Source organism: Modestobacter roseus, from assembly GCF_007994135.1.
Classification (GTDB): Bacteria; Actinomycetota; Actinomycetes; order Mycobacteriales; family Geodermatophilaceae; genus Modestobacter; species Modestobacter roseus.
On the sequence record NZ_VLKF01000001.1, the window covers coordinates 1,013,637 to 1,036,652 of the forward strand.

Annotated in this window: 21 protein-coding genes; 19 read left to right on the forward strand and 2 right to left on the reverse strand. The window is 74.2% G+C overall.

The features are described from left to right. The first annotated feature begins 1 nt into the window (after position 1). The 15 genes from JD78_RS04845 (at position 2) to JD78_RS04915 (ending at position 16,422) form a co-directional block, all read left to right on the forward strand. Complete coding sequence (locus JD78_RS04845) at positions 2 to 919, forward strand: phosphatidylinositol mannoside acyltransferase (RefSeq protein ID WP_153360704.1); 918 nt, start codon at positions 2 to 4, stop codon at positions 917 to 919. Continuing rightward, positions 919 to 2,148, forward strand: coding sequence for a glycosyltransferase family 4 protein (locus JD78_RS04850; protein WP_153360705.1), 1,230 nt, complete (start codon positions 919 to 921; stop codon positions 2,146 to 2,148). Before JD78_RS04845 ends, JD78_RS04850 begins: the two co-directional genes overlap by 1 nt. Positions 2,149 to 2,159: 11 nt before the next feature. Further along, complete coding sequence (locus tag JD78_RS04855; protein WP_153360706.1) at positions 2,160 to 2,708, forward strand: LemA family protein; 549 nt, start codon at positions 2,160 to 2,162, stop codon at positions 2,706 to 2,708. Positions 2,709 to 2,772: 64 nt separating this feature from the next. Then, positions 2,773 to 3,681 (forward strand): pyridoxal 5'-phosphate synthase lyase subunit PdxS, encoded by a 909-nt coding sequence (gene pdxS, locus JD78_RS04860; RefSeq protein ID WP_153360707.1) that lies wholly within the window; start codon positions 2,773 to 2,775, stop codon positions 3,679 to 3,681. Next, complete coding sequence (gene pdxT, locus JD78_RS04865) at positions 3,678 to 4,379, forward strand: pyridoxal 5'-phosphate synthase glutaminase subunit PdxT (RefSeq protein WP_279526829.1); 702 nt, start codon at positions 3,678 to 3,680, stop codon at positions 4,377 to 4,379. Before pdxS ends, pdxT begins: the two co-directional genes overlap by 4 nt. Beyond that, a complete protein-coding gene (locus JD78_RS04870; RefSeq protein ID WP_153360708.1) occupies positions 4,376 to 5,134 on the forward strand; it encodes a YebC/PmpR family DNA-binding transcriptional regulator in 759 nt (252 codons plus the stop codon). Before pdxT ends, JD78_RS04870 begins: the two co-directional genes overlap by 4 nt. A gap of 152 nt (positions 5,135 to 5,286) precedes the next feature. Continuing rightward, positions 5,287 to 5,859, forward strand: coding sequence for a crossover junction endodeoxyribonuclease RuvC (gene ruvC, locus JD78_RS04875; RefSeq protein ID WP_153360709.1), 573 nt, complete (start codon positions 5,287 to 5,289; stop codon positions 5,857 to 5,859). Further along, positions 5,856 to 6,491: a Holliday junction branch migration protein RuvA gene (ruvA, locus tag JD78_RS04880; RefSeq protein WP_153360710.1), complete on the forward strand. Its 636-nt coding sequence runs from the start codon at positions 5,856 to 5,858 to the stop codon at positions 6,489 to 6,491. Before ruvC ends, ruvA begins: the two co-directional genes overlap by 4 nt. Positions 6,492 to 6,571: 80 nt before the next feature. After that, positions 6,572 to 7,696, forward strand: a complete 1,125-nt coding sequence (ruvB, locus tag JD78_RS04885) for a Holliday junction branch migration DNA helicase RuvB (protein ID WP_166520988.1) — start codon at positions 6,572 to 6,574, stop codon at positions 7,694 to 7,696. A gap of 161 nt (positions 7,697 to 7,857) precedes the next feature. After that, the gene (yajC, locus tag JD78_RS04890; protein WP_153360712.1) at positions 7,858 to 8,196 is read left to right on the forward strand and encodes a preprotein translocase subunit YajC; all 339 of its coding nucleotides are present in this window, start codon (positions 7,858 to 7,860) and stop codon (positions 8,194 to 8,196) included. A 9-nt stretch (positions 8,197 to 8,205) separates the two neighbouring features. After that, positions 8,206 to 9,753: a protein translocase subunit SecD gene (secD, locus tag JD78_RS04895; protein ID WP_166520989.1), complete on the forward strand. Its 1,548-nt coding sequence runs from the start codon at positions 8,206 to 8,208 to the stop codon at positions 9,751 to 9,753. Then, the gene (gene secF, locus JD78_RS04900) at positions 9,750 to 11,216 is read left to right on the forward strand and encodes a protein translocase subunit SecF (protein ID WP_153360713.1); all 1,467 of its coding nucleotides are present in this window, start codon (positions 9,750 to 9,752) and stop codon (positions 11,214 to 11,216) included. Before secD ends, secF begins: the two co-directional genes overlap by 4 nt. Then, the gene (locus tag JD78_RS04905; RefSeq protein WP_228395184.1) at positions 11,213 to 11,827 is read left to right on the forward strand and encodes an adenine phosphoribosyltransferase; all 615 of its coding nucleotides are present in this window, start codon (positions 11,213 to 11,215) and stop codon (positions 11,825 to 11,827) included. The genes secF and JD78_RS04905 overlap by 4 nt, the downstream gene beginning before the upstream one ends. 30 nt (positions 11,828 to 11,857) lie before the next feature. Further along, positions 11,858 to 13,927: an NAD(+) synthase gene (locus JD78_RS04910; protein WP_153360714.1), complete on the forward strand. Its 2,070-nt coding sequence runs from the start codon at positions 11,858 to 11,860 to the stop codon at positions 13,925 to 13,927. Between the two features lie 95 nt (positions 13,928 to 14,022). After that, complete coding sequence (locus tag JD78_RS04915; RefSeq protein WP_153360772.1) at positions 14,023 to 16,422, forward strand: RelA/SpoT family protein; 2,400 nt, start codon at positions 14,023 to 14,025, stop codon at positions 16,420 to 16,422. A 134-nt stretch (positions 16,423 to 16,556) separates the two neighbouring features. Here JD78_RS04915 and JD78_RS04920 read toward each other — a convergent pair whose 3' ends face one another. Next, positions 16,557 to 17,201, reverse strand: coding sequence for a class I SAM-dependent methyltransferase (locus tag JD78_RS04920; protein WP_166520990.1), 645 nt, complete (start codon positions 17,199 to 17,201; stop codon positions 16,557 to 16,559). A 41-nt stretch (positions 17,202 to 17,242) separates the two neighbouring features. Continuing rightward, entirely contained in the window at positions 17,243 to 18,049 is an 807-nt protein-coding gene (locus tag JD78_RS04925) for a peptidylprolyl isomerase (RefSeq protein ID WP_153360715.1), read from the reverse strand. Positions 18,050 to 18,198: 149 nt separating this feature from the next. Here JD78_RS04925 and JD78_RS04930 point away from each other — a divergent pair, with 149 nt between their 5' ends. Genes JD78_RS04930 through aspS form a run of 4 tightly spaced genes read left to right on the forward strand, consistent with a single transcriptional unit; the run spans position 18,199 to position 22,992 of the window. Then, positions 18,199 to 18,897, forward strand: a complete 699-nt coding sequence (locus JD78_RS04930; protein WP_153360716.1) for an MBL fold metallo-hydrolase — start codon at positions 18,199 to 18,201, stop codon at positions 18,895 to 18,897. Continuing rightward, entirely contained in the window at positions 18,894 to 20,156 is a 1,263-nt protein-coding gene (gene hisS / locus JD78_RS04935; protein ID WP_153360717.1) for a histidine--tRNA ligase, read from the forward strand. The genes JD78_RS04930 and hisS overlap by 4 nt, the downstream gene beginning before the upstream one ends. Next, entirely contained in the window at positions 20,153 to 21,160 is a 1,008-nt protein-coding gene (locus JD78_RS04940; RefSeq protein ID WP_228395185.1) for an aldo/keto reductase, read from the forward strand. The genes hisS and JD78_RS04940 overlap by 4 nt, the downstream gene beginning before the upstream one ends. A gap of 50 nt (positions 21,161 to 21,210) precedes the next feature. After that, the gene (gene aspS / locus JD78_RS04945; protein WP_153360718.1) at positions 21,211 to 22,992 is read left to right on the forward strand and encodes an aspartate--tRNA ligase; all 1,782 of its coding nucleotides are present in this window, start codon (positions 21,211 to 21,213) and stop codon (positions 22,990 to 22,992) included. Positions 22,993 to 23,016: the final 24 nt, after the last annotated feature.

A 23,016-nucleotide genomic window follows, 5' to 3' on the forward strand; every position in this document is an offset into this window, starting at 1 on the left:
CGTGACCGTCCTGCGCGACCGGCTGACCGACGGCGGGTACGCGGCGGGCTGGCGCGCCGTCCGGCTGCTGCCCGCGCCGGTGGCGTCGGCGGCGTTCGGCGCCGGCGGCTCCTGGGCCGCGGCGCGCAACGGGCGGGGCGTGCGCCAGCTGCGGGCCAACCTGCGGGTCGTCACGGGGCTGGACGGGGCAGCGCTGGACGAGCTGACCCGACGGGCCATGCGCTCCTACGCGCGGTACTGGCAGGAGGCCTTCCGGTTGCCGGCGATGGGACCGGCCACGGTGCTCGCCGGGGCCACGGTGGCGGGTCGCGAGCACCTGGAGCAGGTGCGCGCCCAGGGCCGCGGCGCGGTCCTCGCCCTGCCGCACAGCGGCAACTGGGACGCAGCCGGGGTCTGGCTGATCGAGTGGCTGGGCGGCCCCTTCGTCACCGTCGCCGAGCGGCTGCGACCGGAGTCGCTCTACCGGCGCTTCGTCGACTACCGGGAGGGGCTGGGCATGCGGATCCTGCCGCTGACCGGCGGTGAGCGACCGGTGTCGGCGGTGCTGCGCGAGTGGCTGGCCGACGGGGGCACCACCTGCCTCCTGGTCGACCGCGACCTCTCCGGCGACGGCGTGCCGGTGGAGTTCTTCGGCCGGCCCACCACCATGCCGGGCGGCCCGGCCCTGCTCGCGGCGCAGACCGGCGCGGCCCTGCTGCCGGCGGTCTGCCGGTTCGACGGCGCCGGCTGGCGCTTCGTCGTCCACCCCGAGGTGCCGGTCGCCGGGCCGGGCCGGTTGCGCGACCGGGTGGGCGCCGCCATGCAGCAGGTCGCGGACGCGTTCGCCGCCACGATCGCCGAGCAGCCCGAGGACTGGCACGTGCTCGGCCGCATCTGGCCCGACGTCGGACCCGACCCGGTCGAGGCAGGGGGGCCTTGATGCGCATCGGCCTGGTCTGCCCCTACCAGTGGGACGTGCCCGGTGGGGTCCAGTACCACGTGCGGGACCTCGCCGACACGCTGCGCGCGCTCGGGCACCACGTCGAGGTGCTCACCCCCGCCGAGCACGAGGAGAACCTGCCGGCCGAGCACGTGACCTGGGCCGGGCGAGCGGTGCCGATCCCCTACAACGGCTCGATGGCCAGCGTGCAGTTCGGGCTGGTCTCCGCCGCCCGGGCCCGCCGGTGGCTGCGGGAGGGCGCGTTCGACGTCGTCCACGTGCACGAGCCGGCGTCGGTGTCGCTGTCGCTGCTGGTCTGCATCATCGCGCAGGGCCCGATCGTGGCGACGTTCCACGCGGCGACGACCCGCTCCAAGGTGCTCGCGGCGCTCGGGCCCTGGGCCCGGCCCTGGCTGGAGAAGGTGAACGGCCGGATCGCCGTCTCCGACTTCGCGCGCCGGGTGCAGGTCGAGCACCTCGGCGGGGACGCCGTGGTCATCCCCAACGGGGTGCACGTGCCGGCCTTCGCCGAGGGCCCGTCGCTGCCCGGCCACCAGCGCGGCACGGGCGGCCCCACGATCGGCTTCCTGGGCCGCTACGACGAGCCCCGCAAGGGACTGCCGGTGCTGCTGCAGGCGATGCGGACCGTGGTGGCCGCCCACCCCGGGGCCCAGCTGCTGATCGCCGGCCGGGGCGACCCCGACGAGCTCGCCGAGCTGGTGGGGGAGGAGCTCCGCCCGCACGTGACGCTGCTCGGGGAGGTGGACGAGCCGGCGAAGGCCGCGTTCCTCCGGTCGGTCGACGTCTACTGCGCGCCGAACCTGCTGGGGGAGTCCTTCGGCGTCATCCTGCTCGAGGCGATGGCCGCCGGGGCGCCGGTCGTGGCCAGCGACCTCGACGCGTTCGCCCGGGTGCTGGACGACGGCGCCGCCGGGGTGCTGGTCCGCCGGGGCGACGCGGCCGCGCTGGCGGCGGCGCTGACCGGGCTGCTGGCCGACCCGGCGCGGCGTGCGGAGCTGGCCGACGCCGGCCGCCGGGTCGTCGCCGGCTACGACTGGTCGGTGGTCGCCCAGCGGATCCTCGCGGTCTACGAGACCGTCGCGCTCCCGGGCGGGGCGCCGGTCACGGCCTCGACCCGCGACGACGCGGCCCTGCTGGGCGAGGTCCCCGGCTCGCCCGGTGCACGCGCCGCGCCGCCGGGTCCCTTCCGCCGCCGGGTGCGCCGCTAACCTCGGCAGTCATGACCACCGCCACCTGGCTGCTGCTCGCCGTCGCGGTGCTCGTCGTCCTGCTGCTGGGCTGGGCCGCCTGGACGCTGACCCGGTTGCGGCGGTTGGCCGGGCGGGTCCGCCGGGCGCGCGAGGTCCTCGACGCTGCCCTGCTGCGGCGGGCCGAGCTGGCCGCCGCGGTCGCCCGGGAGCGCGCCGACGACCTCGGCCCCGAGCTGGCCGCGGCGCTGGCGGCGGCCGCGGCGGGGGCCCGGGCGCCCACGGCCGGTGACCGCGAGGCGGCGGAGAACCGGCTGGGCGGCCTGCTGCGCCGGGTGCCGCCCGAGGCGCGCCCCCCGGAGCTGCAGGACACCGGGATGCGGGTGGGCCTGGCGCGCCGGTTCTACAACGACGCCGTGCGCGACACCCTCGTCCTGCGCCGCGGCCGGCCGGCCCGGCTGCTCCGGTTGCACACCGGCCGTCCCCTGCCGCGGTACTTCGACATCGACGACGGCCTGGACGCGGTGCTCACCGGCCCCGGGGCCGGTGCGGTCTCCGGGGCCGGGCGGCTCCCCGGCTGACCCGCCGTACGCTGGGAGGTCCGCACGCGACGACTCCGTACGCCACCACCCGGAAGGCCCCACCGTGTCCCTGACCGATCCCCAGCACCAGCCCGGCACCGGCACCGACCGGGTCAAGCGCGGCATGGCCGAGCAGCTCAAGGGCGGTGTGATCATGGACGTCGTCACCCCCGAGCAGGCCCGCATCGCCGAGGACGCCGGCGCGGTCGCGGTCATGGCGCTCGAGCGGGTGCCCGCCGACATCCGGGCCCAGGGCGGCATCGCGCGGATGAGCGACCCGGACATGGTGCAGGGGATCATCGACGCGGTCTCCATCCCGGTGATGGCCAAGGCCCGGATCGGCCACTTCGTCGAGGCCCAGGTGCTGCAGGCGCTCGGCGTCGACTACATCGACGAGTCCGAGGTGCTCACCCCGGCCGACGAGGCGCACCACATCGTCAAGACCGACTTCACCGTGCCGTTCGTCTGCGGCGCGACCGACCTGGGTGAGGCGCTGCGTCGCATCGCCGAGGGCGCGGCGATGATCCGCTCCAAGGGCGAGGCCGGCACCGGCAACGTCGTGGAGGCCACCCGGCACATGCGCGCGCTGCGCGCCGGCATCAAGCGGCTGAGCACGCTGGACGAGACCGAGCTGTTCGTCGCGGCCAAGGAGCTGCGCGCCCCGCACGACCTGGTCGCCGAGGTCGCCCGCACCGGCGCGCTGCCGGTCGTGCTGTTCACCGCCGGCGGCATCGCCACCCCGGCCGACGCGGCGATGATGATGCAGCTGGGCGCGCAGGGCGTCTTCGTGGGCTCGGGCATCTTCAAGTCCGGCGACCCGGCCCAGCGGGCGGCCGCGATCGTCCAGGCCACCACCTTCTTCGACGACCCCGCGGTCATCGCCAAGGTCTCCCGCGGGCTCGGCGAGCCGATGGTCGGCATCAACGTGAGCACGCTGCCGGAGTCCGAGCGGTACGCCACCCGCGGCTGGTGACCGCCCTGCACGCGAGCGCGCGGCACTCGAACACCTCGGACGTCACGGTCGGGGTGCTGGCGCTGCAGGGCGACGTCCGCGAGCACCTGGCAGCGCTGGCCGCCGTCGGCGCGCGGGCGGTGCCCGTCCGCCGGCCCGGCGAGCTGGCCGACGTCGACGGGCTGGTGCTGCCCGGCGGGGAGTCGACCACGATGGCGAACCTCGCGCAGCGGTTCGGGCTGCTCGGGCCGCTGCGGGACGCCGTCCGGGCCGGGCTGCCCACCTACGGGTCGTGCGCCGGGATGATCCTGCTCGCCGACCGGGTGCTGGACGCCCCCGCCGGCCAGCAGACCATCGGCGGGCTGGACGTCACCGTGCGCCGCAACGCCTTCGGCCGGCAGGTCGACTCCTTCGAGAGCGCGGTGGAGGTCGACGGCGTCGCCGGGGGGCCGGTGCACGCGGTCTTCATCCGCGCGCCGTGGGTCGAGCAGGCCGCCGAGGGCGTCGAGGTCATCGGCCGGGTCGTGGGCGGCCCGGCCGACGGTAAGATCGTCGCCGTCCGCCAGGGATCCCTGGTGGCCACCAGCTTCCACCCCGAGCTCACCGGTGACACCCGGGTGCACGCGCTGTTCGTGGAACTGGTGCGGGCAGCCCGTGCCCGGTACCGGAGTTCCGACGGCGCCATCGCAGGCGTCGGCAGTGGAGGAGGCAAGTCGTGAGCGGCCATTCCAAGTGGGCGACGACCAAGCACAAGAAGGCCGGGATCGACGCCAAGCGCGGCAAGCTCTTCGCCAAGCTGATCAAGAACATCGAGGTGGCGGCCCGGACCGGTGGCGGTGACCCCTCGGGCAACCCGACGCTGTTCGACGCCATCCAGAAGGCGAAGAAGAGCTCGGTGCCCAACGACAACATCGACCGTGCGGTCAAGCGCGGGTCCGGTGCCGAGGCCGGTGGCGTCGACTACCAGGGCATCACCTACGAGGGCTACGCGGCCGCCGGGGTCGCCGTGCTCATCGAGTGCCTCACCGACAACAAGAACCGGTCGGCGATGGAGGTGCGCACCGCGATGACCCGCAACGGCGGCACCATGGCCGACCCGGGCTCGGTCTCCTACCTCTTCTCCCGCAAGGGCGTCGTGGTCGTGCCGGCCGCCGGGCACACCGAGGACGACGTGCTGATGGCCGTCCTGGACGCCGGGGCCGAGGAGGTCCGCGACCTGGGCGACACCTTCGAGGTGGTCAGCGAGCCCGGCGACATGGTGGCCGTGCGCACCGCGCTGCAGGAGGCCGGCATCGAGTACGACTCCGCCGACATGGGCTTCGTGCCCAGCGTGCAGGTCGAGCTGGACGTCGAGGGCGCCGCCAAGGTCTTCAAGCTGATCGACGCGCTCGAGGACCTCGACGACGTGCAGAACGTCTACGCCAACTACGACGTCTCCGACGAGGTCATGGAGCAGGTCACCGCCGACGCATGACGAAGGACCCCCTCGCCCCCCACGCCTCGCGAGCTCAGCGTGGGACCCTGCGAGGGGGCCGGCGGCTGGGCGCGTGTCGTGCCCGGCTCACGCGCCGTTCCGGGCTAGCGTTCCCATCGAACAGGTGTTCGTGCGATGGTGGGAGTGTGGGCATGCGCGTGCTCGGCATCGACCCGGGCCTCACCCGGTGCGGCTGGGGAGTGGTCGAGGGGCGGCCGGGTGGACGGCCGACCGCGCTGGGCGTCGGCGTGGTGCGCACGTCCCCCGACCTGGACCTGGAACTGAGGCTGCTGGAGGTGCACACCGCCGTGACCGCCCTGCTGCGTGAGCACCGGCCCGCCGCCGTGGCCATCGAGCGCGTCTTCACCCAGAACAACAAGGGGACGGCGATGGGCACCGCCCAGGCCGCCGGGGTCGCCGCGCTCGCGGCCGCCCAGGCCGACCTGCCCGTCGCCTGGCACACCCCCAGCGAGGTGAAGGCCGCCATCTCCGGCAACGGCCGCGCCGACAAGGACCAGGTCACGCTCATGGTGACCCGGGTGCTGGGGCTGGCCACGCCGCCCAAACCGGCCGACGCCGCCGACGCGCTGGCGCTGGCGATCTGCCACACCTGGCGCGCCCCCGCGCAGCAGCGGCTGCGCACCGCGGCCCTCGCCGGCGGCATCGGTGCGCCGCTGCCCGCTGCCCGCACCCTGCCCCGCTGGACGGGGGTCTCCGCACGATGATCGCCAGCGTGAGTGGCCGGGTGGCGGCCGTCTCGCCCGACGGTGCGGTCGTCGAGGTCGGCGGGGTCGGGCTCTCCGTCCAGTGCACCCCGGGCACGATCGCCCGCCTGCAGGTGGGCGAGCAGGCGCGGCTGTCGACCAGCCTCGTCGTCCGGGAGGACTCGCTCACCCTCTACGGCTTCGCCGACGACGACGAGCGGCAGCTGTTCGAGCTGCTGCAGACCGCCAACGGCGTCGGCCCCCGGCTCGCCCAGGCCGTGCTTGCGATCCACCCGCCCCGCGAGGTGCGCCGCGCCGTCTCGATGGGCGACCTCAAGGCCCTCATGCAGGTGCCCGGGATCGGCAAGAAGGGCGCCGAGCGGCTGGTGCTGGAGCTGCGCGACCGGCTCGGCACCACCGCCGTCGACACCCAGCTCGACGGCCCGCTGCCCGCCGGGCTGGCGCCGGTCACCCCGGTGGCCCCGTGGCGTGACCAGCTCACCGCCGCGCTCGTCGGGCTGGGCTGGTCCGGCCGCGAGGCCGAGACGGCGCTGACCGCCCTGGAGCCGGTCGCCGACGAGCAGCAGGCCGCCGGCGGGGTGCAGGTCGCGGTCCTGCTGCGCCAGGCGCTGCAGATCCTGGGCCGGTCCTGACATGAGAGGGAGCGGGTCGTGAGCATCGCAGCGAGCGCCAGCGAGCGAGGAGCGGAGCGATCCGCGGGAACGGGGGGCTGATGAGTTCGCCCTTCGACCGGTCGCTGACCGGGGAGGCTGCCGAGGGGTACGGCCGCGACTTCTCCGTCGAGGCCGGCGCCGGTGACGAGGAGCGCGTCGTCGAGTCGGCGCTGCGCCCGCACTCGCTGGCCGACTTCATCGGCCAGCCGAAGGTGGCCCGCCAGCTCGACCTGGTCCTGGAGGGCGCCAAGCGCCGCGGCCGCCCGCCGGACCACGTGCTGCTGTCCGGCCCGCCCGGGCTGGGCAAGACCAGCCTCGCGCTGATCATCGGCTCGGAGCTGGGCACCGCGGTGAAGATCACCAGCGGCCCGGCGATCGAGCGATCGGGCGACCTGGCCGCGATGCTGTCCAACCTCGGGCACGGCGACGTGCTGTTCATCGACGAGATCCACCGCATCGCCCGCCCGGCCGAGGAACTGCTGTACATGGCGATGGAGGACTTCCGGGTCGACGTCGTCGTCGGCAAGGGCCCCGGCGCCACCGCGATCCCGCTGGAGATCAACCCGTTCACCCTGGTCGGTGCCACCACCCGGGCCGGGCTGCTCACCGGCCCGCTGCGCGACCGGTTCGGCTTCGTCGGGCAGATGGAGTTCTACGAGACCGCCGACCTGCAGCGGGTGCTCGCCCGCAGCGCCGACCTGCTCGGGGTCGAGCTGACCGACGACGGCTCGGTGGAGATCGCCGGCCGCTCCCGGGGCACCCCGCGGATCGCCAACCGGCTGCTGCGCCGGGTGCGCGACTTCGCCGAGGTGCGCGCCGACGGCCGGATCACCCGCGACGTCGCCCGGGCGGCCCTGGCCCTCTACGACGTCGACGACCTCGGCCTGGACCGGCTGGACCGGGCCGTGCTCGACGCGCTGGTGACCAAGTTCGGTGGCGGACCGGTCGGGGTGGCCACGCTCGCCGTCGCCGTGGGGGAGGAGCCGCACACCGTCGAGGAGGTCTGCGAGCCCTTCCTGGTGCGTGCCGGGCTGCTCGCCCGCACGCCCCGCGGGCGGGTCGCCACGGAAGCCGCGTTCGCCCACCTGGGGCACCCGGTGCCGCGTGGGGGTCCTGCGCTCAGTGGGGGCACAGCTGACCCGCCGTCGGACGGGGCGTCGTCACAGACCCTCTTCGACGCCTAGACTCCTCGGCGCTGGCGCGCAACCCGGCCCGCCCGGGCCGGCACGCCTGGCCCCGGGACCACTCCGCGTGGATGGGAGTGCCCCGGCGCCGATGTACCCGAGCGGCCCTCCCCGGGCCGCACCGACCGCGCGACCTGTCGCGGTAGAGAGGCTCACCAGTCGTGGAACAGTTCTTCCCGTTCGTCCTGCTCGCCCTGGCGTTCGTCCTGCTCATCGTGCTGCCCGCCCGGCAGCGCAAGAAGATGCAGGCCAACGCGCAGGCGCTGCAGGAGTCGCTGACGGTGGGGACGCCGGTCATGCTGACCAGCGGCATCCACGGCACGGTCGCCGGCCTCGGTGACGGGACCGTCGACCTCGAGGTCGCCCCCGGCGTGGTCGTGACCGTCGCGCGCCCGGCGGTGATGGAGGTCCGCACCCCGGCCGCCCCGGCCGACGGCGCCCCGAACAGCACCGGCGGGACGGTCGACGGCGACGGCGACCCCACCGACCGCACTCGCTGACCCGGGTCCATGGCTGCCCGTCAGCTCGCTGCGCGCCGCTACTTCGCGGCCTTCCTGCTGATCGTCGCGGGGTTGTACGCACTCGTCTTCCTCACCGGTGACCAGCGCACCCCCCAGCTCGGCCTGGACCTCCAGGGCGGCACCACCGTCACGCTGACCGCCCGCACCCCCGGTGGTGAGGCCCCGGCTCGCGAGGACCTCGAGCTCGCCCGGCGGATCATCGAGCAGCGGGTCAACGGCCTGGGCGTCGCCGAGGCCGAGGTGGTCACCGAGGGCGACAGCAACATCGTCATCTCGGTGCCCGGTGACGACGGCGAGCGCGCCCGCGAGCTGGGCACCACCGCGCAGCTGCGCTTCCGCCCGGTGCTGCAGGGCGAGGCGGTGACCCCGCCCGCGGAGGACGCCGCGCCGACCGAGGCACCGGCCGAGGAGCCCGCCGAGGAGCAGGTCCCCGACCCGGGCGCGGCACCGGTCACCCAGGAGGAGGCCGCCGCGGAGTACGCGACCCTCACCTGCGACGACCAGACGGGCTCCGTGGACCGGGCCGAGGACTTCATCGCCGCGTGCGGTGAGGACGGCGCGGTCAAGTACCTGCTGGGCCCCTCGGTGCTCGAGGGCACCGACGTCACCGACGCCACGGCCGGCACCCGCGCGGGCACCGGGGAGTGGATCGTCGACCTGTCGCTGAACAACTCCGGCGCCGACGCGTGGGCGACCTACACCACCGCCAACGTGGGCAACAGCGTGGCGATCACCCTGGACGGCCGGGTGGTCTCCGCCCCGACGATCAACAGCGCGATCGTCGGTGGCCGCACCGAGATCACCGGCAACTTCAGCCAGGCCGAGGCCACGGAGCTCGCCAACCAGCTGAAGTACGGGGCGCTGCCGCTGACCTTCGAGCAGGCCACCGCCCAGACGATCACCACCGAGCTGGGGGAGGAGCAGCTGCGCGCGGGGCTCATCGCCGGCGCCATCGGCGTCGCCCTGGTCTTCGTGTACGCACTGCTGTACTACCGCCTGCTCGGGCTGGTGATGATCGCCAGCCTGCTGCTGTCGGCGGTCGTCGTCTACGGCAGCCTGGTGCTGCTCAGCCGCGAACTGGGCCTGGCGCTCAGCCTGGCCGGCATCGCCGGGTTCATCGTCTCGATCGGCATCACCGCCGACTCGTTCGTCGTGTACTTCGAGCGGCTCAAGGACGAGATCCGCGAGGGGCGTTCGCTGCGCAGCGCCGTGCCCCGCGCCTGGGTCCGTGCCCGGCGGACCATCCTGTCCGCCGACGCGGTGAGCTTCCTGGCCGCGGCGATCCTCTACTGGCTGGCCATCGGTGACGTGAAGGGCTTCGCGTTCACCCTCGGCCTGTCCACCGTCCTCGACCTCATCGTGGTCTTCCTCTTCACCCACCCGCTGATGGCGGTGCTGAGCCGGGTCAAGTCCTTCGGCTCCAACCGCTTCTCCGGCCTGGGCCAGGTCGACCGCGGACGCCGCACCGCCCCGGCCACGGCGCGCGAGCCCGAGCTGGTCGGCGCCGGCAGCAGCACGAACGGGAGCACCCGATGACCACCCCCCGGGACGACGCCGGCCAGACGCCCGACCAGGCGCCCGACCAGACGCCCGACCAGACGCCCGGCCAGACCCCGGACCAGGCCCCCGTGCCGGCCGGGTCCGCCGCCGACGAGTCCGTCGACGACTCGGCGGTGACCAGCCAGGCCACCGAGGACAGCGTCGGTGACCAGGCGCTCGCCGACGCCGGCCTCCCCGCGGAGGGCGGCGACGCGCGGGGTGCGGCCGGGGCCCGCCCGCCGCACCGGGCGTCGCTGGCGCACCGGCTCTACAACGGCCAGGCCGGCCTGGCGGTCGTCGCCAAGCGCCGGTTCTGGTTCCGGGTCACCGCCGTCGTGGTGCTGCTCTGCGTGCTGGCGATGGGCGTGCGGGGGTTCAACTTCAGCATCGAGTTCTCCGGCGGGAACAGCCTGCGGGTGCCGGCCACGAGCGAGCAGCTCGCCGACGTCCGCGAGGCGGCCGAGGGCGCCGGGGCCGACGTGGCCAGCGCCCAGGTCGTCGGCGGTGACTCCGTGCTGTTGCGCACCAGCGCGCTGGACAACGACACCGAGCGGGCCGTCGTCGACGCCGTGGCCGAGGCCGCCGGGGTCGAGCCGTCCGCGGTGAGCCCGCAGTCGGTGAGCGCCGACTGGGGCGGCGACGTCACCAACCAGGCGCTCATCGCGCTGGCGGTGTTCCTGGTCGCCGTCGTCGCCTTCCTCGCCGTGCGGTTCCAGCCGAAGATGGCCGTCGGGGCGATCGTCGCGCTGCTGCACGACATCGTCGTCACCGCGGGGATCTACGCCCTGGTCGGCTTCGAGGTGTCGCCGTCCACGGTGATCGGCCTGCTCACCATCCTCGGGTTCTCCCTCTACGACACCGTCGTCGTCTTCGACAAGGTCGACGAGAACGTCAAGGACCTCACGAAGAGCAACCGGTCGACCTTCACCGAGGCGTCGGACCTCGCGGTCAACCAGACGCTGATGCGCTCGATCAACACCTCGGTCATCGCGCTGCTGCCGGTCGCCGGGCTGCTGTTCGTCGGCGCCGGGCTCCTGGGCGCCGGCACCCTCAAGGACCTCGCGCTGGTGCTGTTCGTCGGCCTGGCGGCCGGTACCTACAGCTCCATCTTCCTGGCCACCCCGGTGCTCGCCGCGCTCAAGGAGCGCGAGCCCGAGCAGCAGGCCCTTCGCAAGCGGGTGCTCGCCCGCCGGGCCTCGGAGGCACGCAACGCCGGCGTCCCGGCCCCCGGGCCGGTCGCCAGCGCGCGCCGCGGCGGGGCGACCCGCCGGTCGGCGGTGGCCGTCGCCGAGCGCCCCGGCAGCGGTGCGCTGCCGGCGCGGCCGGAGGCCGACGTCCAGATCGAGTCGCCGTCCTCGGTGCAGGCCGCCCCGGCGCAGCCCGGGGCCGCCCCGGGTGGCGCGAGCGCGCCCCGCCCGGGGCAGCGGCCGCAGCGACCGGCGGGCAAGAAGCGCCGGTGAGCACGGGACCTGCCGCCGGTGTCCGCGGTGCCGGGACGCAGGTGCCGATCGACGAGCTCATCGCGTCGATCGCGGTCAGCATCCCGGACTTCCCCGAGCCCGGGGTGCTGTTCCGCGACCTCACCCCGGTCTTCGGCGATGCGGAGGCCTTCCGCCGGGTCGTCGACGCCCTCGCCGAGCCGGCCGGGGTCGACCCGCGGGCGGCTGCCCTCGGCTCCGCGGACGGGACGTCGGACCCGGGCTTCGACGTCGTCGCCGGCGTCGAGGCGCGTGGCTTCCTGCTGGCCGCCGCCGTCGCGGTGCGCACCGGCACCGGCGTCGTGCCCATCCGCAAGGCCGGCAAGCTGCCGCGCGAGCGGGTCTCGGCGGACTACGCGCTGGAGTACGGCACCGCCACCCTTGAGCTGCACACCGACTCCATCCGCCCCGGGCAGCGGGTGCTGCTCGTGGACGACGTGCTCGCCACCGGCGGCACGCTCGGCGCGGCCGTGGGGTTGCTCGAGCAACTCGGCGGCGTGGTCACCGCGGTGTCGGTGGTGATCGAGCTGAGCGCCCTCGGCGGGCGCCAGCGGATCGCGCCGCACCCGGTGCACACCCTCTGGACCACCTGAGCCGACGGCACCGGATGACATGATCGGCCGGTGAGTCCAGCAGCTGAGGAGTCCGCGGGCCGGTTCCGCTCCGTCTACCGGCACGGGTTCGCGCGGGTCGCCGCGGTCACCCTGCCGGTGACGATCGCCGACCCCGCGGCCAACGCCGCCGCCGTGCTGGCACAGGGACGGGAGTGCTCCGCCGAGGGCGTCGCCGTCGCGGTGTTCCCGGAGCTGTGCCTGTCGGGGTACTCCATCGAGGACCTGCTGCTGCAGGACCCGCTGCTGGACGCCGTGGAGGCCGCGGTCGCCGACGTCGTCGCCGGCTCCGCCGACCTGACCACGGTGCTGGTGGTGGGCGCTCCGCTGCGCCACCGCAACCGGGTGTACAACACCGCCGTCGTCGTGCACCGCGGCCGCGTGCTCGGCGTCGTGCCGAAGTCCTACCTCCCCACCTACCGGGAGTTCTACGAGGGCCGTCAGCTGGCGTCCGGGGTCGACGCCGCCGGTGACGTGCACACCGTGGCGGGGGAGTCGGTGCCCTTCGGCCCGGACCTGCTGTTCGATGCCGTCGACGTCCCCGGCCTGGTGCTCGCGGTGGAGCTCTGCGAGGACATGTGGATCCCGGTGCAGCCGAGCGCCGAGGCGGCGCTGGCCGGCGCCACCGTGCTGGCCAACCTCTCCGGCAGCCCGATCACCGTCGGCCGGGCCGAGCAGCGGGCCACCCTGGCGCAGGCGTCGTCGATCCGCTGCCTGGCCGCCTACGTCTACGCCGCCGCCGGGCAGGGCGAGTCGACCACCGACCTGTCCTGGGACGGGCAGACGATGGTGTGGGAGAACGGCGTCCTGCTCGCCGAGTCCGACCGCTTCCCCGACGGCCCGCGCCGGTCGGTCGCCGACGTGGACCTGGACGTGCTGCGCGCCGAGCGGGCCCGGATGGGCACCTTCGACGACAACCGGCGCGCGCTGGCGGGCCGCCCGGAGCACCGGCGGGTGGAGTTCCGGCTGCAGCCCCCGACCGGTGACCTGGGCCTGCGCCGCCGGCTCGACCGCTTCCCGTTCGTGCCGGCCGACCCGGCACGCCTGGCCCAGGACTGCTACGAGGCCTACAACATCCAGGTCGTCGGCCTGGAGCGGCGGCTGGCCGCCGTCGGCCACCCGACCGTCGTCATCGGTGTCTCCGGCGGGCTGGACTCCACGCACGCACTGATCGTGGCCGCCCAGGCGATGGACCGGGCCGGCCGGCCGCGCAGCGACGTCCTGGCGTTCACCCTGCCCGGCTTCGCCACCGGCGAGGAGAGCAAGACCAACGCCGTCGCCCTCGCCACCGCGCTGGGGGTGACCCTCGAGGAGATCGACATCCGCCCCGCGGCCACCCGGCTGCTCACCGACCTGGGCCACCCGGCCGGCCGCGGCGAGCCGGTCTACGACGTCACCTTCGAGAACGTGCAGGCCGGCCTGCGCACCGACTACCTCTTCCGGCTGGCCAACCAGCGCGGCGGGATCGTGCTGGGCACCGGCGACCTGTCGGAGATCGCGCTGGGGTGGTCGACCTACGGCGTCGGTGACCAGATGTCGCACTACAACGTCAACGGCGGGGTGCCGAAGACCCTCATCCAGCACCTCATCCGCTGGGTGGTCTCCTCCCGGCAGTTCGACCAGCCGGTGCTGGCGACCCTGGAGCGGATCCTGGCCGCCGAGATCAGCCCGGAGCTGGTCCCGGCGGGCACCGGGGAACCGGTGCAGAGCACCGAGGCGGCGGTCGGCCCCTACGCCCTGCAGGACTTCACGCTCTTCCACGTGCTCCGCTACGGGATGCGGCCGTCGAAGATCGCCTTCCTCGCGATGCACGCCTGGGGCGACGCCGAGGCGGGGGAGTGGCCGGCGGGCTTCCCGGCCGACCGTCGCGCCGCCTACCAGCTGGGGGAGATCCGGCACTGGCTGGAGGTCTTCTGCCGGCGGTTCTTCGCCTTCAGCCAGTTCAAGCGCTCCGCGATGCCGAACGGCCCGAAGGTCTCCGCCGGGGGCTCGCTCTCCCCGCGGGGCGACTGGCGGGCGCCGTCGGACGCGACCGCCCGGGTGTGGCTGGCCGAGCTGGCCCGCGAGGTCCCCCAGAGCTGACACCCACCCGCCCGGGGGGGACACGATCGGCCGACCCGCCCCGGGCGCGGCTAGCATGGGATGGGTCCCACCCTCCTCGACAGGCAGGAGCTCACGTGGCCGGTGACGTCGCCGCACCGCGGACGTCCGACGCGCCCGCCGTCGAGGTCGAGCCGCCCCGCGCGGCCCTGCCCGAGCGGCCGGTCGTCCGCCGTCCCGACGACGTCGCGCCCGAGCCCGGTGGGGACGCCGAGGCGGTACCCCGCCGGCGGGTCCGGGACCGGCTGGCCCGCCGCATCGTCGCCGGCCAGCGCTCCACCGGCATCCGGCCCGTGCTCGAGCCGCTGGCGGTGCTGCACCGGCAGAGCCACCCCAAGGCCGACCTGGCGCTGCTGCAGCGGGCCTACGACGTGGCCGAGGAGGCGCACGCCCCGCAGAAGCGGAAGAGCGGCGACCCCTACATCACGCACCCGCTGGCGGTCGCGACCGTGCTGGCCGGCCTCGGGATGGACACCACCACGCTGGTGGCCGCGCTGCTGCACGACACCGTCGAGGACACCGGCGTCACGCTGGACACCATCCGGGCCGACTTCGGCCCCGAGGTCGCGCACCTGGTCGATGGCGTCACCAAGATCGACAAGGTCACGTTCGGGGACGCCGCGCAGGCCGAGACGATCCGCAAGATGATCGTGGCGATGTCCCGCGACCCGCGGGTGCTGGTCATCAAGCTCGCCGACCGGCTGCACAACATGCGCACGCTGCGCTTCCTCCCGCCGGAGAAGCAGGAGAAGAAGGCGCGCGAGACGCTGGAGATCCTCGCCCCGCTGGCGCACCGGCTGGGCATGAACACCATCAAGTGGGAGCTGGAGGACCTCGCGTTCGCCACGCTGTACCCCAAGCGCTACGACGAGATCGTCCGGCTGGTCGCCGAGCGCGCGCCCTCCCGGGACACCTTCATCTCCGAGGTGACCAGCCAGGTCACCGAGCAGCTCAAGGCGTCGAAGATCGAGGCCACCGTCACCGGCCGGCCCAAGCACTACTACTCGATCTACCAGAAGATGATCGTCCGCGGCCGGGACTTCACCGACATCTGGGACCTGGTCGGGATCCGCATCCTGGTCGAGTCGGTGCGGGACGTCTACGCCGCGCTGGGCATCATGCACGCGCACTGGCAGCCGGTACCGGGCCGCTTCAAGGACTTCGTGGCGATGCCGAAGTTCAACATGTACCAGTCGCTGCACACCACGGTGATCGGCCCGCAGGGCAAGCCGGTCGAGCTGCAGATCCGCACCCACGAGATGCACCGCACCGCCGAGTACGGCATCGCGGCGCACTGGAAGTACAAGGACAAGCTGCGCACCGGCGGCACCCAGGCCGGCCCCGCGCCGGGCACCGCCGGCGACGACATGCTGTGGCTGCGCCAGCTGCTGGACTGGCAGCGCGAGGCGCAGGAGCCCGGGGAGTTCCTGGAGACGCTGCGGTACGACCTCGGGCCGCAGGAGGTCTTCGTCTTCACGCCCAAGGGCGACGTCATCAGCCTGCCCGGCGAGGCGACCCCGGTCGACTTCGCCTACGCGGTGCACACCGAGGTCGGGCACCGCTGCATCGGCGCCCGGGTCAACGGCAACCTGGTCTCCCTGGACAGCAAGCTCGCCAACGGCGACGTCGTCGAGGTCTTCACCTCCCGCTCGCCGACCGCCGGCCCGTCGAAGGACTGGCTGGCGTTCGTCGGCTCCTCGCGGGCGCGGACCAAGATCCGGCAGTGGTTCACCAAGGAGCGGCGCGAGGACGCCGTCGAGGCCGGCAAGGACGCGCTGACCAAGGCGATGCGCAAGGCCGGCCTGCCGCTGCAGCGGCTGCTCGGCGGGGAGGCGCTGGCCACGCTCGCCGCCGACCTGCACTTCTCCGACGTCAGCGCGCTGTACGCCGCGGTGGGGGAGAACCAGGTCTCCGCGGCCTCGATCGTGGAGAAGCTGCTCACCGCGCTGGGCGGGTCCGAGGGCGCCACCGAGGACATCGCCGAGACCGCGATCCCCACCAAGCGGACGGTCGCCCGCACGGCCAGCGGCGACCCGGGCATCGTCGTGCACGGCATGACCGACGTGTGGGCCAAGCTCGCCAAGTGCTGCACCCCGGTGCCCGGCGACGACATCCTGGGCTTCGTCACCCGCGGTGGCGGGGTGAGCGTGCACCGCACCGACTGCACCAACGCCGCCGACCTGCAGAGCAAGCCCGAGCGGCTGGTGGAGGTCGACTGGGCCTCCCAGCCCGGCGCGGTGTTCCTGGTGGCCATCCAGGTCGAGGCGCTGGACCGGCACCGGCTGCTCTCCGACGTCACCCGGGCGCTGGCCGACGAGCGGGTCAACATCCTCTCCGCGTCGGTGCAGACCAGCCGGGACCGGGTGGCGATCAGCCGGTTCACCTTCGAGCTGGCCGACCCCGCCCACCTGGGCGCGGTGCTGCAGACCGTGCGCAACGTCGACGGCGTCTTCGACGTGGAGCGCGTCACGGCCTAGACGGCGATCCTCCGGATCGCACCGCGGCCAGGAGCCGTGCCCCTGCTGAGCTGAGCACAGCCCTCCCGTCGGCGAGAGGGGACGAGTCCCCCTCCGGGCCCCGCTCAGGAGGACGGTGTCGTACCCCTGGCGGGTTACCCGGTGCGGGTGGCGACCACGGCGTAGAGCGGGTCGCCGGGGCCCGGCGGGGTGCGCAGGGCCACCGTCGGCTCGGTGAACCGGCCGGTGCGGCGCACCAGCTCGGCGACGACGGCGCCGTGCTGCTGGTCGTCGGTGGCCAGCCAGCCGCGGACGGCCTTGGTGGGGAAGCAGCGGTTGGAGAAGGTGATCGCCAGCGCGCCCCCCGGGCGCAGCACCCGGCCCACCTCGGCCAGCACCTCGACCGGCCGGGTGAGGTAGTCGATCGACACGCAGCAGACGGCGGCGTCCACGTCGTCGTCGGGCAGCGGGATGCGCGGGTCGGCGTTCAGGTCGTGCACCAGCCGCTGCGTCGCCGCCGGGTTGGCGGCCAGCTCCGCGGCGTTCATGCCGAGCACCACCAGCTCCGCCGGCGGCGTGCGGAAGTGCGACACCCAGGACGACATCAGGTCCAGCACCCGCGTGGGCCGCGACGCCGCACCGTCGATGCCCAGCTCCGCGTACAGCGCACCGACGGCGGCGATCGCGCCGTCGTCGATGTGCGTGACGAGCCGGGGCCGGTCGTAGAACCCGGCGTCCGGCCCGTCGTCGCTGCGGTCGAAGAACCCCGGCGGGAAGCCGGCGTAGGGGTCGGCGTCCATCGCGCCCCAGTGTGCGGCGCGCGGCGCAGCCCCGCGAACGGTCAGGGTGCGGCGACGGTCGCCGAGTCGATGGTCACCGGAGTGGCCGGGGCGCCGTCGGAGGCGCCGCCCTCGATGCCGGCGGCCGCGATGGCGTCCAGCGTGGCCAGCCCGGCCTCGTCGATCGTGCCGACGACGGTGTAGTCCGGCTGCAGCTGGCTGTCGGCGTAGACCAGGAAGAACTGGCTGGCGTCGGTGCCCTGCCCGGCGTTCGCCATCGCCAGCGTGCCGCGGGGGTAGGTCTCCGACCCGGTGACCTGGGTCGGGAAGTCGTAGGTGGGGCCACCGGTGCCGGTGCCGCTGGGGTCGCCGCACTGCAGCACGCTCAGGCCGCCGCTGGTCAGCCGGTGGCAGGGCGTGTCGTCGAAGAAGCCCTGCTGGGCCAGGTAGACCATGCTCGCCGAGGCGCAGGGCGCGTTCGCCTGGTCCAGGGTGAGCCCGATGTCACCGGCGGAGGTGGCCAGCGTCAGGCCCGTCGTGCCGGTCGTCGGCACCTCGGCAGGCGGGATGCCGACGTCGGTGAGGGTGTCGCTGCCGGAGGTGTCCGGGACGAAGTCGCAGGTGCCGTCGCTGCCGTCGACGACCGGCGCCGTGGTGGTGTCGGTCGCGCCGGAGGCGGTGTCGGTCGTGTCGTCCTCGCCGGTGATCCCGGTGATGATGAAGACGGCGGCCACCACGGCCAGCACCGCGATGACCGTCACGCCGATCAGCGCGTTCCGGCGCCGCTTGCGGGCCAGCTGCTCACGGCGCTCCAGCTGACGCTGCAGGTGGCGCTGGGCGGCCTCACGGCGCTGCTTGTTGGTCGGCACGGTGTCGGGCTCCTCGGACGGGGTGGGCGTCGGGCCCGGGGCGGCGGCGGCCGTGCGCCCGGGCGGCGTCAGGTGCGCAGTGTAGGGGCGCTCCCTGGCGGCTCCCTGGCAGCGCGGCCGGCGTGATCACCGCCGCGTAACCTGCACGGGTGCTCATCCGCTCGTTCCCCGCCGGCGCGTTCGGCACGAACTGCTACGCGGTGGCGCCCCGCGCTGGCTCGTCGGCGCTGAAGCAGGAGTGCGTCGTCGTCGACCCGGGGATGGACGCCGTCGAGCCGCTGCGCGCCATGCTCGCCGACAACGGCCTGCAGCCGGTCGCCGTCGTGCTGACCCACGGCCACCTGGACCACACCTTCTCGGTCGTGCCGGTGTGCTCGGGCTACGACATCCCGGCCTACCTGCACTCGGCCGACCACCCCATGCTCGCCGACCCGGTGCGCTGGCACGGGCCGCAGCTGGCGCCGCTGATCGGGGCGGCCGACCTCCCCGAGCCCGACGACGTGCGGGTGCTGACCGACGGCGCCACGCTCTCGCTGGCCGGGGTGGACCTGACCGTCCGGCACGCGCCGGGGCACACCCAGGGCTCGGTGGTCTTCTCCCTCGACCTCGCGGACTCGCCCGGGCTGCTCGCCGGGGACGTGCTGTTCGCCGGGTCGGTGGGCCGGGTCGACCTGCCCGGCGGTTCGTGGGACGACATGCTGCGGTCGCTGCGCGACGTCGTCCTCCCGCTGGACGACGAGACCGTCGTCCTCCCCGGGCACGGGCCGGCTACGACGATCGGGCGCGAGCGCGCCACCAACCCGTATCTCGCCGAGGCCGCTTCGGCACCGAAGGGACCTGGACTGTGAGTGGGCTGACCGCCCCCAAGGGCACGTTCGACACGCTGCCGCCGGCGTCGGCGCAGTTCCTCGCCGTGCGCGACACCCTGACCGCGCCGCTGCGCCGGGCGGGCTACGGGTACGTCGAGACGCCGACGTTCGAGGACACCGCGGTGTTCTCCCGCGGGGTGGGGGAGTCCACCGACGTCGTCGCCAAGGAGATGTACACCTTCACCGACCGTGGCGGCCGGTCGCTGACGCTGCGCCCTGAGCTCACCGCCGGGCTGATGCGCGCGTTCATCGAGCACCGGCTGTACTCCGGTGCGCTGCCGGTGAAGATGTGGGCGGTCGGTTCGGCGTTCCGCTACGAGCGGCCGCAGGCCGGCCGGTACCGGCACTTCACCCAGGTCGACTGCGAGGCCCTCGGCGTCGACGACCCGGCGCTGGACGCCGAGGTGGTGGCGCTGGCCGCCCAGGGGTTCCGCGACCTGGGCCTGCGCGACGTCGAGCTGCTGCTCACCTCGCTCGGCGACGCGACGTGCCGGCCGCAGTACCGCGAGCTGCTGGTGGACTACCTGGCTGGTCTCGACCTCGACGAGGACACCCGGCGCCGGGCGGAGATCAACCCGCTGCGGGTGCTGGACGACAAGCGGCCCGAGGTGCAGGCCCAGCTCACCGACGCCCCGCTGATGGTCGACCACCTCTCGGACACCACCAAGGCGCACTACGACGCCGTCCGGCAGCACCTCAGCGACCTGGGCGTGCCCTGGACCGAGGCGCCGCGGCTGGTCCGCGGCCTGGACTACTACACGAAGACGACGTTCGAGTTCGTGCACTCCGGCCTGGGCGCGCAGTCGGCGATCGGCGGCGGTGGGCGCTACGACGGGCTCTCCGCCGCGCTCGGCGGTCCGGACCTGTCCGGCATCGGGTACGCCGTCGGCGTCGACCGCACCCTGCTGGCGGTGCAGGCCGAGGGGCTCGACATCGGTGCGGCCGCGGGGGTGCAGGCCTTCGTGGTGCCGTTGGGCGCGGAGGCCAAGCGCGTCGCCGTCCGGCTGGTCGGGCAGCTCCGCGAGGCCGGCGTCTCGGCCGACACCGTCTACGGCGACCGCGGCCTCAAGGGCGCGATGAAGGCCGCCGACCGCTCCGGCGCCACGCACGCCGTCGTCCTGGGCGAGCGGGACCTCGCCGACGGGGTGGCCCAGCTGAAGGACCTGCGCACCCAGGAGCAGGTCGCCGTCCCCCTGGGCGAGCTGTTCGAGCGCGTGCGTGCGACGGTTGGTGGGTGACTGTGACTTCCTCGACCCCGCTCGAGACCCGCCCGCTCGGCCGCACCGGCGCCGACGTGTCCGTCGTCGGACTCGGCACCTGGCAGCTGGGTGGTGACTGGGGCGAGGTCACCGAGGCCGACGCCGCCGCCGTCCTGGACGCCGCGCTCGACGCCGGGGTGACCCTGCTCGACACCGCCGACGTCTACGGCGACGGCCGCTCCGAGCAGCGCATCCGCGCCGCGCTGGCCGCCCGCGGCGAGCGCCCGTTCGTCGCCACCAAGGCCGGCCGGCGCGCCGACCCGTTCACCGCCGAGGAGTACACCCCGGCGAACCTGCGCGCCTGGATCGACCGCTCGCGGACCAACCTCGGCGTCGACACCCTCGACCTGGTGCAGCTGCACTGCCCGCCGCCCACCGTCTACTCCGACGAGCGGGTCTACGACACCCTGGACGCGCTGGTCGAGGAGCAGGCGATCGCCGCCTACGGCGTCTCGGTGGAGACCGTGACCGAGGGGCTCACCGCGCTGCAGCACCCCGGCGTGCAGTCCATCCAGGTCATCCTGAACATCTTCCGCCGCAAGCCGCTGGAGCAGCTGCTGCCCGCCGCGCAGCGCGCCGAGGTCGGCATCCTCGCCCGGGTGCCGCTGGCCAGCGGCCTGCTGTCGGGGAAGTACTCCACCGACACCACCTTCGCCGCCGACGACCACCGCACCTACAACCGCAACGGCGAGGCCTTCGACGTCGGCGAGACGTTCGCCGGCGTGCCGTTCGAGGTCGGCGTGGCCGCTGCGCGCGAGGTCGCCGAGATCGCCGGGCCGGACGTCTCCACCGCCGGGTTCGCGCTGCGCTGGGTCATCGACCAGCCCGGCGTCACCACCGTCATCCCCGGCGCCCGCAACGTCCGGCAGGCGCTGGACAACGTCGCCGCCGCCTCGCTCCCGCCGCTCACCGAGGGCCAGCTGGCCGATCTCGAGCGCGTGTACGACGAGCGCATCCGCGCCTCCGTGCACGACCGCTGGTGAACCGCTCCCCTCATCCGTCCCACCCCACCACCCTCTGAAGGGCCTGAAACGTGCTCCGCACCCACGACGCCGGAACGCTGCGCGCCTCCGACGCCGGCTCCACGGTCACCCTCGCCGGCTGGGTCGCCCGCCGCCGCGACCACGGCGGGGTCGTCTTCCTCGACCTGCGCGACTCCTCCGGCTACGCCCAGGTCGTCGTCCGCGAGGAGGAGGCGCACGCCCTGCGCAACGAGTACTGCGTGCTGGTGACCGGTCAGGTGCAGGCGCGCCCGGCCGGCAACGAGAACCCCGAGCTGCCCACCGGTGCCATCGAGGTGGTCGCGTCCACGCTGGAGGTGCTGTCGGCCTCGGCGCCGCTGCCGTTCCCGATCGAGACCGCGCAGGCCGCCGGGGACGACGTCCGGTACAAGTACCGCTACCTCGACCTGCGCCGGCAGGGCCCGGCTGCGGCGCTGCGGCTGCGCAGCGAGATCAACAGGATCGCCCGGAACGTGATGGCCGAGAAGGGCTTCGTCGAGGTCGAGACCCCGTCGCTGACCCGCTCCACCCCCGAGGGCGCCCGCGACTTCGTCGTCCCGGTGCGGTTGCAGCCCGGGCACTGGTACGCCCTGCCGCAGTCGCCACAGCTGTTCAAGCAGCTGCTGATGATCGGTGGGCTGGAGCGGTACTACCAGATCGCCCGCGCCTTCCGAGACGAGGACTTCCGCGCCGACCGCCAGCCGGAGTTCACCCAGCTGGACTTCGAGATGAGCTTCGTCGACCGGGACGACGTGCTGGCCGTCGCCGAGGACGTCATCCGGGCGCTGTGGTCGCAGCTGGCGGCCTACGAGCTGCCCGCCATCCCGCGGATGACCTACCGCGAGGCGATGGACCGGTTCGGCTCCGACAAGCCCGACCTGCGGTTCGGCGTCGAGCTGACCGAGCTGACGTCGTACTTCGCCGACACCCCGTTCCGGGTGTTCCAGGCGCCCTACGTCGGCGCGATCGTGATGCCCGGCGGCGGCTCACAGCCGCGGCGGGCGTTCGACGCGTGGCAGGACTGGGCCCGTTCCCGCGGCGCCAAGGGCCTGGCCTACGTCACCATCGCCGAGGACGGCACCCTCGGTGGCCCGGTCGCGAAGAACATCTCCGAGGCCGAGCGGGCCGGGCTGGTCGAGGCCGTCGGCGCCGAGCCCGGTGACTGCGTCTTCTTCGCCGCCGGGGCCCGCCGCGGGGCGCAGGAGCTGCTGGGCGCCGCGCGCAACGAGGTGGCCAGGCGCCTCGAGCTGATCGAGCCGGGCTCGTGGTCGTTCCTGTTCGTCGTGGACTTCCCGATGTTCGAGGAGACCGAGGACGGCGACTGGACCTTCATGCACCACCCGTTCACCTCGCCCACCCCGGAGTTCCGCGACTCCTTCGAGGCCGACAAGGGCGCGGCGCTGTCGGACGCCTACGACCTGGTGTGCAACGGCAACGAGCTGATGAGCGGCTCGGTCCGCATCGCCGACGCGGCGCTGCAGGAGCGGGTGTTCGAGGCGATCGGCATGTCGACGGAGGAGGCCCGCGAGCGGTTCGGCTTCTTCCTGGAGGCCTTCGACTACGGCCCGCCGCCACACGCCGGTGCCGCGATCGGCTGGGACCGGCTCACCGCGCTGCTGGCCGGGGTGGACTCCATCCGCGAGGTCATCGCCTTCCCGAAGACCGGCGCCGGCTACGACCCGCTGACCGGCGCGCCGACGCCGATCACCGCGGCGCAGCGCACGGAGGCCGGCATCGACGTCGACCCCGACGCCGAGCCCGCCCCCGGCGAGCCGGGCGCGCCCGGCCCGAGCGACCCGTCGAAGAAGGCCTGACCCCTCGCCCTTCCCGGTTGTTGA